The sequence below is a fragment of the Spirosoma sp. 48-14 genome, assembly GCF_001898575.1.
Taxonomy (GTDB): domain Bacteria; phylum Bacteroidota; class Bacteroidia; order Cytophagales; family Spirosomataceae; genus Spirosoma.
Genome location: NZ_MKUD01000045.1, coordinates 163,958 through 177,793 on the forward strand (window position 1 = coordinate 163,958; position 13,836 = coordinate 177,793).

At 48.5% G+C, this 13,836-nt stretch carries 11 protein-coding genes; 3 read left to right on the top strand and 8 right to left on the bottom strand.

Annotated elements, in window-relative coordinates; genetic code table 11:
- Positions 1-15 precede the first annotated feature (15 nt).
- Positions 16-2,148, top strand: coding sequence for an FUSC family membrane protein (locus BGO59_RS22895; RefSeq protein ID WP_293687088.1), 2,133 nt, complete (start codon positions 16-18; stop codon positions 2,146-2,148).
- A gap of 86 nt (positions 2,149-2,234) precedes the next feature.
- Positions 2,235-4,208 (top strand): S9 family peptidase, encoded by a 1,974-nt coding sequence (locus tag BGO59_RS22900; RefSeq protein ID WP_293687090.1) that lies wholly within the window; start codon positions 2,235-2,237, stop codon positions 4,206-4,208.
- A gap of 47 nt (positions 4,209-4,255) precedes the next feature.
- Here the strand turns inward: BGO59_RS22900 and BGO59_RS22905 are convergent, their stop codons facing one another.
- The 4 genes from BGO59_RS22905 to BGO59_RS22920 all read right to left on the bottom strand — a co-directional run bounded on the left by BGO59_RS22905 (position 4,256) and on the right by BGO59_RS22920 (position 8,661).
- Positions 4,256-5,407, bottom strand: a complete 1,152-nt coding sequence (locus BGO59_RS22905) for a site-2 protease family protein (RefSeq protein WP_293687092.1) — start codon at positions 5,405-5,407, stop codon at positions 4,256-4,258.
- 81 nt (positions 5,408-5,488) lie between these two features.
- Complete coding sequence (locus BGO59_RS22910) at positions 5,489-6,100, bottom strand: HAD family phosphatase (RefSeq protein WP_293687094.1); 612 nt, start codon at positions 6,098-6,100, stop codon at positions 5,489-5,491.
- A gap of 69 nt (positions 6,101-6,169) precedes the next feature.
- Complete coding sequence (locus BGO59_RS22915; protein ID WP_293687096.1) at positions 6,170-7,123, bottom strand: acetyl-CoA carboxylase carboxyltransferase subunit alpha; 954 nt, start codon at positions 7,121-7,123, stop codon at positions 6,170-6,172.
- Positions 7,124-7,230: 107 nt separating this feature from the next.
- Entirely contained in the window at positions 7,231-8,661 is a 1,431-nt protein-coding gene (locus BGO59_RS22920; protein WP_293687098.1) for an MBL fold metallo-hydrolase, read from the bottom strand.
- A gap of 133 nt (positions 8,662-8,794) precedes the next feature.
- Between BGO59_RS22920 and dacB the strand changes: the two genes are divergently transcribed.
- Positions 8,795-10,342, top strand: coding sequence for a D-alanyl-D-alanine carboxypeptidase/D-alanyl-D-alanine-endopeptidase (gene dacB / locus BGO59_RS22925; protein WP_293687100.1), 1,548 nt, complete (start codon positions 8,795-8,797; stop codon positions 10,340-10,342).
- A gap of 67 nt (positions 10,343-10,409) precedes the next feature.
- Here dacB and BGO59_RS22930 read toward each other — a convergent pair whose 3' ends face one another.
- The 4 genes from BGO59_RS22930 to BGO59_RS22945 all read right to left on the bottom strand — a co-directional run bounded on the left by BGO59_RS22930 (position 10,410) and on the right by BGO59_RS22945 (position 13,572).
- Complete coding sequence (locus BGO59_RS22930) at positions 10,410-10,871, bottom strand: response regulator (RefSeq protein ID WP_293687102.1); 462 nt, start codon at positions 10,869-10,871, stop codon at positions 10,410-10,412.
- Positions 10,822-12,270 carry a sensor histidine kinase gene (locus BGO59_RS22935; RefSeq protein WP_293687104.1) on the bottom strand — a complete coding sequence of 483 codons (1,449 nt, stop codon included), beginning with the start codon at positions 12,268-12,270 and terminating at the stop codon, positions 10,822-10,824. The genes BGO59_RS22930 and BGO59_RS22935 overlap by 50 nt, the downstream gene beginning before the upstream one ends.
- Positions 12,271-12,433: 163 nt before the next feature.
- Positions 12,434-12,973 carry an ATP-dependent protease subunit HslV gene (gene hslV, locus BGO59_RS22940; protein ID WP_080057510.1) on the bottom strand — a complete coding sequence of 180 codons (540 nt, stop codon included), beginning with the start codon at positions 12,971-12,973 and terminating at the stop codon, positions 12,434-12,436.
- A gap of 125 nt (positions 12,974-13,098) precedes the next feature.
- Positions 13,099-13,572, bottom strand: coding sequence for an Lrp/AsnC ligand binding domain-containing protein (locus BGO59_RS22945; protein WP_080057511.1), 474 nt, complete (start codon positions 13,570-13,572; stop codon positions 13,099-13,101).
- Between the last annotated feature and the right edge of the window lie 264 nt (positions 13,573-13,836).

Genomic DNA, 13,836 nt, shown 5'->3' on the forward strand with positions numbered 1-13,836 from the left:
CCAATTACTCACCGCATGAACAAACGCACCCGGCAGGTTAGTTACTTCTTGTCCAGTCAGTACTTTTCTGACGGGTTGCGTACTACGCTCTCTATTTTGCTGCCTTCGCTGCTGTTCATGCAGTTTGGTCAGCTTCAGACGGGCCTGGCTATGTCGCTGGGCGCTTTAAATGTCAGTATCAGCGATGCTCCGGGCCCGGTTGCCCACCGACGTAATGGCATGACCGTTACCGTTCTGTTTGCGTTTCTGGTGACGCTCATCACAGGTTTCGCCCGGATGAATTCATATAGTCTGGGGGTTGAAATTCTGCTGTTCAGTTTTTTCTTTTCCATGCTGGGCATCTATGGTAATCGGGCGACCTCGGTCGGAACGGCGGCTGTACTGATCATGATTCTGATGCTCGATCGCCCCCTTGATGCGGCCGGGGTTATCCACGAAAGCCTTTTCGTACTTATCGGTGGGCTGTGGTATACCGGAATCAGTCTATTGGCAACCCGATTACAACCGTACCGTCTGGCGCAACAGGCACTCGGCCAATGCATTCATGAGATGGCAAAGCTAATGGCCATCAAAGCCGATTTTTACACCATTTCGACCGATCTGGACGAAGACTATCGACGACTCATTACCCAGCAGGTCGTGGTGAGTGAAAAGCAGGATGCCGTTCGGGAAGTCTTGTTCAAAAGTCGTCGTATTGTAGCCGAATCGACCCGGACGGGCCGCCTGCTCTTGCTTACCTTTGTGGATGTAGTCGATCTGTACGAACAGATTACCGCCATGTACTACGACTATGCCGCCATTCGCGAACGGTTTGGTGGGTCGGGGGTGCTGGAAAAGATTGCCCGGCTGATTCGTCATTTATCCGTTTCCCTCGACCATATTGGGTTAGCCATTCAGTCGCCGGTTCCAATTCCTATGCATCAGGCCGATGATATGACCCTCGCCCTGGATCGGTTAAAACGGCGGATCGATTCGCTGGGCGATCAGGAAGGTAGTACTCTGGTTCTAAAAAAAGTGCTGGTTAGCCTGCGGAATGTCAGTCAACGATTGGCAACCTTACAGAACAACCTGGCGATGCCCGTTATTGACCCTGTTCAGGCTGATAATCTGGAATATGGTCGATTTGTATCGCACCAGGAAATTGACCTCAAATCGTTTCGGGACAATCTTACATTCGACTCGGCCGTATTCCGGCATGCCGTGCGATTATCGCTGGCGATGCTGATTGGTTTCGTCCTGACCAAGCTCCTACCCTACGGCCACCATAGCTACTGGGTGCTACTGACCATCGCCGTTATTTTAAAGCCAGCTTTTAGCCTGACCAAACAGCGAAATATCGAACGCATCATCGGTACGCTAGTCGGTGGTCTGATGGGCGTTCTGGTACTCACATTCATCCCCGACAAAACCATTCATTTCTGGTTCATGGTGCTGTTTATGCTGGGCACCTACAGTACGCAGCGAACCTACTATATTGTGATGGTGATCTGCGTCACGCCGTTTGTGCTCATCCTATTCAGCTTTCTGGGAGTCAGCCATTTAGGCGTAGCCGAAGAGCGTTTATTTGATACATTTCTGGGGGGAACGATTGCCCTGATAGCTGGGTATCTGCTCTTTCCGCAATGGGAGTCGGACCAGCTTCTAAAGCCGATGAAAGCGGTACTAAAGGCCAACATTCGGTATATTCAGCTCCTGCTCGATAGCCTGTCAGGACGCCCAATTGCGCTGGTTGATTACAAACTAGCCCGAAAAGAGGTTTACGTCACTTCAGCCAACCTGGGGTCTGCCTTCGAGCGTATGCTTTCAGAACCTAAACACAAACAACGCAACGAAAAACTGATCTACGAATTTGTTGTGCTGAACCATGTGTTATCGGCCAATGTCGCTACCATTACCTCGGCTCAACTCAACGGAGAGACCAAAACGTACCCAGCTCCGGTCTTACGCCCAGTTAAGCGGGCTCTGCATACCTTAACCGAAAGCCTGCGCCGTTTAGACTCTGCCGAAACGAAACCCGTTTCTGAGGCCATTGCACTGGACTCCGCATCGTCGGTTGCTCCCATAAACGACACATCCCTACAAGAGCAGCTCAACTTCATCCAACAAATCAGTAGTGACATAGGTAAGCTCGTTGAACGAGCGAAATGAAGCCCCCTTCAAACCTATACAAAAGTTTCTTATTTTCAGGGCGTTATCGCAGTCACTGAATAAAACTCTTTTTGACCACATTACTTATGAAACCATTCTACTCGCTTCTTTTGCTGAGCAGCCTTCTATGGGCTACCCGAACGTTGGCACAAGCACCTACGATCGATCAATCCATTTCGCTGAAAAGTGTATCAAACCCTCAGCTATCGCCCGATGGCAAATGGGTTGCTTACACCGTTACCCGAACCAACTGGGACGAAAATGCCTACGATACCGACATCTGGCTGGCCAATACCGCTACCAGTGAACGCTATCAACTGACCCGATCCAAAAAATCAAATAGTAGCCCGGCCTGGTCGCCAGATGGGAAATGGATCGCGTTCCTGTCAACCCGCGACGATAAATCTCAGCTCTACCTGATCAGCCCCTATGGTGGCGAAGCTCGTCCGCTTACGAAATTCGAAACGGGCGTTACGGCATTCAAATGGTCGCCAACGGGTAAACAGCTTATTTTCTCAGCTACCGTGCCCGATGCCAAGGCCGACAAGGATCGAAAAGACAAGTATAGCGATTACGAGGTGGTTCGGGACGATTACAAAATGGTTCACCTCTACCTGCTCGACAGCCTGGACAATGAGAAACCCATGCAGCCGAAACCGCTAACCAAAGGCATCGGCTTTTCGGTTGGCAACTTTGTGGTTTCGCCCGATGGCAGGAAGATCGCCTTCGATGCCTCGAAAAATCCAGATCTGATCAATAATCATACATCCGATTTATATGTGCTAACCCTTGGCGATACGGTAACGCACAAAATAGTATCGCTGAAAGGCCCTGATCTGGATCCTGTCTGGTCGCCGGATGGGCAGCAAATCGCCTTTATCACAGCCAACGAAAATGAGTTTTTTTTCTATAGCAACCGACTAATTGCGACAGTACCGGCAACGGGGGGCACCCCTAAGATCTTGACCAATACGTTCGATGAAAATGCCAACCTACTGGTATGGACACCGACGGGCATTTTGTTCAGTGGATATCAGAAAACAACAGCCCATCTGTTTCGACTGGAACCCGCCACGCAAAAGATCACCCGGATCACGAAGCCAGACAACCTGATTGCCACTCAGTTTTCCTTCAGCAAGGATGGCCAACAGATGGCCTTCGTAGCAGCCTTACCCAATCAATACGCTGAGGTACAGGTATCTCCTGTTCAGTCGTTTGTCCCTAAAACGCTAACGGATATGGGTAGCCAATTGGCTGCGTTCAAAACAGCCAGGCGCGAAGTGATTAGCTGGCAATCAGTCGATGGGAATACGATTGAAGGCATTCTGATTAAGCCCATTAACTTCGATCCGGCCCGTAAGTACCCCTTATTGGTGGTTATCCACGGTGGACCTACCGGCATCGACCTGCCCTCCGTCACAGCGGATCGCTACTATCCAGTTGAGCAGTTCATCGCCAAAGGTGCTCTGGTGCTTCGCCCCAACTACCGGGGCTCGGCGGGCTATGGTAGTAAATTCAGAGCCCTCAATGTAAAGAACTTAGGGCTGGGCGATTATGACGATGTGATTTCGGGTGTCGATTATTTAATCAGTAAGGGCATGGTCGATAAAGACAAAGTGGGGGCAATGGGCTGGAGTCAGGGAGGCTATATTTCGGCTTTCATCACAACGTATAGCGACCGCTTCAAAGCTACGTCGGTAGGTGCCGGTATTTCGAACTGGGCAACCTATTATCAGAATACGGACATCACGCCGTTTACGCGCCAGTATTTACAAGGTACTCCCTGGGACAATGCCGCTATTTACCAGAAAACATCCCCGATCAGTTATATCAACCGTGCCAAAACGCCTACCCTCATTCAACATGGCGAGCTGGACAAGCGCGTACCGATTGCCAATGCCTATGAACTTCGATTAGCGCTGGAAGATAAAGGAGTTCCCGTGAAAATGGTGGTCTACAAAGGCTTTGGTCATGGCATAACCAAACCCAAATCGATGCGGCAGGTGATGGAAGAAAATTACCGCTGGTTCAGCAAGTACATCTGGGGAGAAACCATGTAATCCTGCTCCTGAGCAATCCCGATTGCGGTTTATCCAACCGGGATTGCTCAGGAAATCAAAAACGGCTGTGGACTAAAACAGATTACGAAGATTAGCAGAGCTATCCAGCCGAGCACCTGCCGCTTTCCATCCAGTGGCTCTTCCAGCTCCGTTTCGGGGTGATAAACGCCCAGAAACCGACCCAATACAAACACAAATACGGTAAAACCAAAGTAGCCGTTCACGGTTGGCATCATCCATGACACAATCAATTGCCCCACCACCACACTCAGTGTAATCAGCAGGTTTGTGGTTCGGTTATCGCTGATACGGCCAAAAGCCAGATACAAGAAGATGATATACAGTGCAAAATTGCCCAATTGCGCGAAAAAGGCCTCATCGGTTGGTACGGCAAAATCGGCTGGTTTAAAGGCCCCTAATCCGGCGTAAAACGCGAACCCAATAAACAGCACAGGCGCTACCCACTGAAACCGCTTACGCCCAATCAGCGCGTACAGAATATGCCCTCCATCCAGTTGACCTATCGGAATGAGGTTGAGTGACGTAAAAAATAACGCCAGATAGCCCGCCAGTATGTATGGATAATGCACCATCTCGTACGGGTGCGGCACACGGGCCGGATCGGCAACATAGGTTTTGAAGAAATGAAATAATAGGTTATCCCCTAACCCTATAGCAGCCCCTTCCGGTAAGTTCTGGTAAGCATATAACCCATAATCGAGTCCCCATTTCTGGTATTCTGGATGGATTGTAAAAATAAATTCGGGTGGGGGCAAGTGCGTAAACCCATACCAAAGCACAACCAATGCCAGTACAAATCCGGCCAATGGCCCTGCAATTCCAATATCGAAGTATTTCCGACGGCTATTGATATAGTCCTGAATCCGAATGAAAGCACCCAGCGTACCGATGCTTTGCCCAATACCAATCCAAAGTGGAATATAAAAGGGTAACGTTACCCGTACACGATTGGCCTTGGCGGTGAAATAATGCCCAAACTCATGCACAGTCAAAATAGCCAGAAACGGTATCGAAAACTGAAACCCAGCTAGAAATTCATTCCAGCCCAGCGAAGGCATTCCTTCAGATGGAATAAAAAATCGCCCAAACATCCATTCGGCTCCCGCCAAGGTGGTGGTAATGAGCGTGATTAAAAAAAGACCTCCATGCAGGAGGTAGGTACGGGTGCGAGGGCTCATGATCGTTTATGTATGCTGTATGCTATAGGATGTATGGTTGACCGTTTGGTAGCTACATCCTATAGCATACAGCATACATACTTATATATCCTTTAAATAGTCTATAATCGTTTTAGGCGGCTGTACATGCACAGCCTGAATACCTAACGCAGCGGCTGCTTTGATGTTCGACGCATTATCGTCAAAAAAAGCAGTTTCTGAGGCAACAAGTCCTGATTCGGCTAAGACATGCTGGTAGATGTCGGGCGACGGTTTAGCCATGCCTACTTCATAGGAATAGAACACACGCTCGAAAAGATCTTCCAGCGTTGGCTGATTCAAGCCAGCCAGCACACCATTCACATGCTTGATATGGATAGGGCTGGTATTACTGAGCAGAAATAACCGATAGTCTTTTTTCAGTTCTTTAATACGCTCAACACGCTCAACGGGGAGTTCCAGCAAAACCGTATTCCAGGCTGTATCGATCACCTCATTGGCCCAACTATCGTTCTTCAGTAACTGACGAATCTGCGCTCGAAAGGCCATATCATCAATTAGCCCCGTTTCGTATCGATTGATAAAATCGTGCTGCTTCCAGATGGCCCAGACTTCATCTTCCGGTAAATTGGCCAGCATAGCAAAATTCCGAACGGGGGCCGTCAAATCAATCGGGATGATCACATCGCCGAGGTCGAAAATTAAATTTTTCACAGCTATATGACTTAAGGTTTCAACTTGACCGATTCAAAACAGTCTGTAAATCAGCCAACCCGAAACAATTTATTCAACAACGACCCCCATTTCGCAGAACTTCTCAATCCGTTGATTGATGCGCTCTTCGGGCGATAGGGCATTCAGCTCGGCCAGAGCCGACAGGATAACCTCTTTGAGGTGGTTGGCCATTGCCTGATGATCATTATGGGCTCCCCCAACAGGCTCTTCGATAATTTCATCGACCAGTTTGTTGAGCTGCATGTCACGGGCGGTCAGTTTCATGGCCTCGGCTGCCTGCTCCTTAAAGTTCCAGCTCCGCCACAAAATCGTTGAGCAGTTTTCCGGCGAGATCACCGAGTACCAGGTATTTTCAAGCATCCATACCCGGTCGCCAATGGCAATACCGAGGGCACCACCCGACGCCCCTTCGCCAATGACGATGCAGATCACCGGAACGGACAGCATGAACATCTCTTTCAGGTTCCGGGCAATGGCTTCACCCTGACCACGTTCTTCAGCTTCTAACCCCGGAAAAGCCCCCGGTGTATCGATCATGGTGATGATCGGCTTGTTGAATTTTTCGGCTAGTTTCATCAGCCGTAGAGCTTTTCGATAGCCTTCGGGGTTTGGCATACCAAAATTACGGTGCTGACGCTGCTTCGTATTCCGCCCTTTCTGCTGACCAATGATCATTACTGTCTGGCCTCCCAACTCACAAAAACCGCCCACCATGGCCGGATCGTCGCGAACCGTACGGTCGCCATGCAGCTCGATAAACTGATCGCACATGAGCGAAATGTAGTCGAGTGTATAAGGCCGATCAGGATGCCGAGACAGTTGAACCCGTTGCCAGCGTGTCAGATTCTGGAAAATCTCCTGCCGGAGTTTGTCGATACTTTGTTCCAGAATAGCCACCGCTTCACTCACATCCACGTTGCTGCTCTGAGCCAGTTTTTTCGTTTCTTCCAGCCGTGATTCGAGGTCGGCAATGGGTTTTTCAAAATCAAGATACGTTCTCATGAAGTATTAATTAGGAGCGAGGAGCGAGGAGCTAGGAGTGAGAATGCTGACGCACTTAGAAAAACATGCGTCAGCATTCTCACTCCTAGCTCCTAACTACTCACTTCTTAAAGTTCATATTTCTCTCCTTTCTTCGGAATAATCACCTGTGGGTAACCTTCTTCGGCTAGTGTGTCGCGGAAGAACTCCATACTCTCAAATTCACCATGAACCAGAAAAATCGATTTGAGCGTGTCGGGCGATTGCATTCCAACAAAATTAATCAGATCGTTTCGGTCGCCATGACCACTAAACACATCTATTTTCTCAATGTTTGCCAGCACCTGATGATCTTTCCCTTTGATACTCAGGGTCTGCTGTCCGTTTAACAGCCGCCAGCCAAGAGTTCCTTCTGCACAATAGCCAATGATCAGAATGGTGGCATAGGGGTTACTGATATTCTCGGCGACATGGTATTCGACCCGGCCACCCTGCACCATACCCGACGATGAAATGATAATGCAGGGTTCATTATAATTCGAAACGGCTTTGCTGGCTTTCGACGACTCCAGAAACTGAAAATTCTCAAAGTCGAACAGGGTCTCGTTTTCTTTGTAAAACTCCCGGGCCTCTGTGTTCAGCATACGCACGTGCTGCATGTAAATCTTGGAGCTTTCGAACGCCATCGGGCTATCCGAAAATACCTTGATGGGCGGGAAATTACGCTCGGTATACAATCGGTTGAGCGTATAGAGCAATGCCTGTGTACGACCTACACTGAACGAGGGGATAATGAGTCGACCCGGCATATCGATACAGGTCCGCTGAATAATATCGGCTAGCGTATCTTCGGGCGAGAGGTGATTATCGTGCAGGCGGTTGCCATACGTACTCTCGCAAATTAAATAATCGACTGGAGGTACAGGAGCCGGATCGACCAGCAGTGGGTAATTCTTGCGGCCAATATCGCCCGAAAAACAGATACTTTTCCGAACGCCCCCTTCTACTATATTGATCAGTATGTGAGCAGCGCCCAGCAGGTGCCCGGCCGGAATAAAGGTAACGTCGACCCCATCGGCCACCCGGAATTTTCGGTTGAAAGCAATCGGGACAACATTTTCCATCGACTCCCGAACCTGCCTATCCAGATACAAATCTTTCTGTAGCTGCAATTGGCGTTCCTTTACCCGTTGCTTTTTGCTGGCATTCAGATCATTGATGCGTTTCTGATTCAGCGAAGCTGCATCTTTGAGCAATACATTCGTGAGTGCAAAGGTTGGCTCCGTGCACAGTATTTGCCCTTCATACCCTTCCCGATACAGGTTAGGCAGATTTCCCGAATGGTCGACGTGCGCGTGTGTCAGCAGGACCAGGTTGATACTTGAAGCCTCAAACGGAAAAAATCCCGGATGAGTAACGGCGGGGGCCGTCTGACCGTTCGAACTGGATCGCTCCATGTCCGAACCACAGTCAATCAGGATGCGGTAGTCATCCTCCAGTTCCAGCAGATACATACTACCCGTTACCTGCCGGGCTGCCCCCAGAAATGATAATTTCATGCGTACAACTTTAACTTACCAGTGTTCTTTCTTACGAAGGTTTGCGAAGGTGGCTTAACGTAAACTGGATGGCTCGTATTTTGTAAGTTTGCAAAGGTAAGCAATACCCATCGAATCGCCTAACCGTTCTTAAATGCGCTTTCTTCACCGTTTTCCTGTACAGTCTGCATTTGTTATTATCGTCTGTTTGTTTGTCGGTTACACCCCGTCGAGCGCACAGACGCGCCCCAGGCAAACCATCGATTCACTGGCAACGCAAAAACTGCTGGCTCAGGTAGAAGCTTTTCAGGCCAGCCCAACTACTCGATTCGGGACAATTGCGTTATCAGTCCGGCGGGTACGGGACAGCGAAGAACTCATTGGCTACAATGCTCGGCTTAGTTTACCTTCGGCCTCCACACTCAAGCTCATCACCACTGCCACGGCATTGGCCGTACTAGGTCCAAATTATACCTACACGACAACCCTCGAATACGATGGCACGATCAAAGACAGTGTACTGACGGGTAATCTCTACCTGCGCGGCACTGGCGACCCATCGCTGGGGAGTTGGCGATTTCCTGGCTATTCCGATGTAACAGCGCTCGTAACAAGTTGGAGCGAAGCTGTCAAAGCTGCGGGGATTCAACGAATAGAGGGCATGGTGGTCGGCGATGCCAGTCTGTACGACGACATTACTACACCTGATACCTGGCCCTTTGGCGACCTGGGCAATTATTACGGGGCCAGTCTCAGTGCGCTGAATATCAATGAAAATTTATACCGTGTATTTTTCAGACCGGGCAAATCCGTCAAGGCACCGGCAAATGTTCTACGCACCGACCCGCCTGTACCATACATTGCTTTTCGAAATACAGTCTCAACCGACGCGGCCAATACAGGCGATCAGGTCAATATTTATGGGGTACCGTTTATGAACCAGCAGTGGCTAACGGGCAAAGTACCTCTCGGCGAGCCAGGTAACGAGTTCAGTGTTAAAGGAGCCCTGCCCGACCCGGCCTACTTTGCAGCTTATGCCTTGCACAACCAGCTTGTTCAGAACAACATTACGGTCAGCCGCCCACCTCTTTCGATTGGCGGGGGCTTGCCAACAACGATACCGATTGGTGCCAAACGCACCGTGATCAACCAGTATAAATCACCCACTTTACCCCAACTGATCCAGCAAACTAACTTCCAGAGTATAAACCTGTATGCTGAGGCCCTCCTGCGAACAACAGCGTTAGCGGTCAATAAACACGTACGAACAACAGAAGAAAGTGTAGAAGCCATTACGTCGTTCTGGAAAGCCAAAGGGGTCAATCTGGATGGCTTCCGCATTCGCGATGGCAGTGGTTTATCGACTGTTGGTGCGCTCACGGCTGATAATATGACTGGTATTCTAAGCGCTATGGGCCGCGATAAAAACTTTCCGCAATTCTACGAGACCATCCCGATTGTAGGGCAAACTGGCACCGTCCGAAGCCTGGCTCGTGGAACGGCAGCCGCTGGAAACATCCGGGCTAAAAGCGGTTCCATTGAGGGTGTCCGGGCCTATGCGGGGTATTTTACAGCCGTCGATGGCGAGCCCATGACCTTCTGCATTCTGGTGAACAAATTCACACCTGGCCAAAGCCGCGCCGTCACCAATGAGCTGGAAAAGATCTTTGTCAGTCTGGTCGGATTGAAAGGAGGAGACTAATGTGGAAACTGTCTAAACTCGTGCATTATAACCTAATCAGTCAGCATTTAAACAGCTCCACTATTTACTAAAACTCAGGATGCTCGCAAAAGGTAACGATACTGAACCAGTATTGGCCAATAGCTTTAGTGACTTCACTCAGACGCTGAAACGTCGAAGGCTTGGTAATGAAGCTATTGGCCCCATTAAAATACGACGTTTCGATATCTTCTTTAGCGTCCGAAGTTGTCAGGACAATGATTGGAATATGCTTGAACTGGTCGCTTGATTTAATTTCACGCAACACTTCACGCCCATCTTTACGGGGCATATTCAAGTCCAGCAAAATCAGCTCAGGGATCGAGTGCGTCGATCCGGTATACCGACCGCTATAGTTCAGAAAATCCAGCAAGTCCTCCCCGTCTTCAGCAAACGAAATACGACTAGCTGGGTAATGCTGATGAAAAGCTTCACGTGTTAAATAACGATCATCTTCGTCGTCATCGACCAGCAGTATATGAATAGGTTTCGGCTGAAGTTGGTCTGTCATAATGTTGTAGTAATTGGCTTTCTGGTAAAACAACCACAAATGTGGTGCCCTCGTTTGGTTGACTCCGTGCTGTGATAAAGCCGTGATGGCGCATAACAACCCGTTTACAAATGGCTAGCCCGATACCAGTACCTTCGAAAGCGGTTTTGCCATGCAATCGTTGAAAAACTTTAAAGATGTGATCTAAATATTTCTCCTCAAACCCTATCCCGTTGTCTTCAATGGTGATTTCAAAATACGGCCTGCCCGGAATTAATTCAGAATACGCTTCCCCGTAAATTGGCTGCGCCATGATCCGAAGCAGCGGCCTAACATCGGGTCTGGTAAATTTAAGGGCATTCGAAATTAAATTATTAAAAAGATGGTCCATTTGGCTAGGAACGGCCTGAATCGTGGGCAATTCGCCTACGTCAAGTTGCACATTCAAGCCTTTGATCCGCAACTCCTGATCGTCGAGAATTCGCTGCACAATATCGGCCAGCGATACGGCTCTGAATCCCTCCTGATGGTTTGATATCCGTGAGAAATTCAATAAATCCTTTATCAGTTTCGACATACGTTCGGCCGAATTTGAAATCTTGCTCATAAACATCAGGCTATCCGCATCGAACAAACTGCTATAGCGATCCGTAATCAGATTGGCAAAGGACTGAATTTTCCGTAGCGGCTCCTGCAAATCGTGACTGGCCACGAATGCAAATCGTTCCAGTTCTTCATTCGATGTTTCGAGTTGCCGGATTTGCCCTTTTAGTTGATTCTCATACTCGCGAAGCTGATCTTCTGTTTCCTGACGACGAATCAGTTCCTGCTCCAGCAATCGATATGAGATCACCAACGCCATGAATGTTAGCAACGACAGCAAAAAAATTACAGTCAACGTGTTTCGAAACGAACGGACGGCCAGGTTATTCCGCATCTCCATCAACGACTGCTCTGTCTCGACCATGATCGACACATGCTGCCGAATGATATTCATAAGCCGCTTGTTTTGCGCACTAATGGCCAGGTTCGTCTTATCGGCAATGCTCGTTGCTATTCGAACCTGCGTAGCCGCCAGCTTATCGCTGATTAGCTCAGCCAGCACTTGTTGACGGTGTTGTTGGAGTCGATTATCGGTACTTAACTCTTTCAGCTTTTTAAGTTCAACTGGTAATTGACTAACCGCCTTATGGTAGGGCTGCAAATAGGACGTATCGTTGGTAATCAGGTAGCCACGCGAACCCGTTTCCAGGTCTTTAACCAGCGATAGAATCCGTTCAAGCGTGCCCGTCACTTCGTAGGTATGCCGAACCCGCTGCGTATCCTCGCCATGCTTGTTGTAGCTATAAAACGAGATGATAAACCCCGACGCAATCAATACCATAGCTATGATGAATCCCAGGGCTATTCGCCGGTTCATAGGTCTGGGTCCAAACTGTGGTGCAATCTTCATAACGTCAGAATTCTCGTGCAGCAAATGTAAGGAATAGGGCCAGAATTAGTGAAACTATAGACATATATCGATGTATTATGAATACATGGCCACGCTTCGCTTGTTTTACACTCCACTGGTTTTACTATCCTTATAACGATTCAACCACCAAATTATGGTTTGTATAAATACATACATCGGCTGCAATGTGCAGGCTTTCCCGAACCATCTCCTCGGCAGATAGGTCTGAAGCATGCTTTTTCAGCGCAATAGCTGCCGATTGAGCGTACATACCACCGGAACCAATGGCTGCAATATCGCTATCGGGTTCGATTACATCGCCTGTGCCCGATACGATGAGCAGATCATCTTTCGAGGCCACAATAAGCATAGCTTCAAGCTTTCGCAAATAACGGTCTGTACGCCAGTCTTTTGCCAGTTCAATAGCTGCCCGCTTCAGATTACCTCCGTAGGCATTCAATTTTTCTTCAAAGCGCTCGATAAGTGTAAATGCATCAGCGGTTGACCCGGCAAAACCCGCCAGCACTTTCCCCCCCATCAATACCCGAACTTTTCGGACATTACTCTTGGCAATGGTATTTCCCATCGTAGCCTGCCCATCGGCACCCAGGGCCACATGACCATTGTGCCGAATGCCAACTACGGTTGTTGCATGAATTGTAGGTTGCATAAATTAACTTGTATTGGTGGGTATAACACACGTGAAGCCGTTTAGGGTTCACAGCTTGGAGCAAGGAGCGTGGAGCTGGAGCAGGGAAGCACTTTTCCTGCTCCAAGCTCCACGCTCCTTGCCCGTCACTCTTCCGAAAACGGGATTGAGCGGTTAATGCTCTCTTCGAGTGAGATAAAGGTTTCCGTACGCTGTACTCCACTCACCTTCTGAATTTTATCGTGAAGTACTTCCCGCAGATGCTGGGTATCACGACAAACGATTTTAGCGAATATGCTGTAAATACCCGTTGTATAATGCACATTGACGACTTCAGGAATTTTTTCCAATTGCCTAGATACATCTTCGTACAATGAGCTTTTATCCAGATAAATGCCCAGAAAGGCACTGATATCCCAACCTAGTTTGGCGTGATCGATCACCAATTGTGAACCACGGACAATACCCATTTGCCGAAGTTTGTTCATCCGAACATGCACCGTTCCACCCGATACGAAGATTCGTTTTCCAATTTCGGTATACGGCATATTGGCATCCTGCATTAGCAGGCTCAATATTTTCAGATCAGTATTATCAATTTCTAAATTTTTTTCCGCCATTTCAATTTATTTTTCGATGAAGTGCAACAAATCTACTCCATTTTTAAACGAATTATAAATTTTAAGAAATTTTTATGTGAAATTTGCAACAAATATCAACTATTGCTTAACTTTGCAATGTCAAGTTGATCGAGCGGGGTCACACGCCGATCTTCTTGATAACTTTTCTCACACTGTAGGATGTCGAAATTGGCAGACGTGCCCTCCTGTCTCGGGGGTGGTGATAAAGGATAAACGCAGCATAATGCCGCCTGCAAAGGCGAC

What these genes read in the sequence shown, in the direction of transcription:
- BGO59_RS22920 (WP_293687098.1), bottom strand. Translation starts at nt 8,661, where the DNA reads ATGAAATTATCATTTCTGGGGGCAGCCCGGCAGGTAACGGGTAGTATG.
- BGO59_RS22900 (WP_293687090.1), top strand. Translation starts at nt 2,235, where the DNA reads ATGAAACCATTCTACTCGCTTCTTTTGCTGAGCAGCCTTCTATGGGCT.
- hslV (WP_080057510.1), bottom strand. Translation starts at nt 12,973, where the DNA reads ATGCAACCTACAATTCATGCAACAACCGTAGTTGGCATTCGGCACAAT.
- BGO59_RS22945 (WP_080057511.1), bottom strand. Translation starts at nt 13,572, where the DNA reads ATGGCGGAAAAAAATTTAGAAATTGATAATACTGATCTGAAAATATTG.
- BGO59_RS22905 (WP_293687092.1), bottom strand. Translation starts at nt 5,407, where the DNA reads ATGAGCCCTCGCACCCGTACCTACCTCCTGCATGGAGGTCTTTTTTTA.
- BGO59_RS22930 (WP_293687102.1), bottom strand. Translation starts at nt 10,871, where the DNA reads ATGACAGACCAACTTCAGCCGAAACCTATTCATATACTGCTGGTCGAT.
- BGO59_RS22935 (WP_293687104.1), bottom strand. Translation starts at nt 12,270, where the DNA reads ATGAACCGGCGAATAGCCCTGGGATTCATCATAGCTATGGTATTGATT.
- BGO59_RS22915 (WP_293687096.1), bottom strand. Translation starts at nt 7,123, where the DNA reads ATGAGAACGTATCTTGATTTTGAAAAACCCATTGCCGACCTCGAATCA.
- BGO59_RS22895 (WP_293687088.1), top strand. Translation starts at nt 16, where the DNA reads ATGAACAAACGCACCCGGCAGGTTAGTTACTTCTTGTCCAGTCAGTAC.
- dacB (WP_293687100.1), top strand. Translation starts at nt 8,795, where the DNA reads ATGCGCTTTCTTCACCGTTTTCCTGTACAGTCTGCATTTGTTATTATC.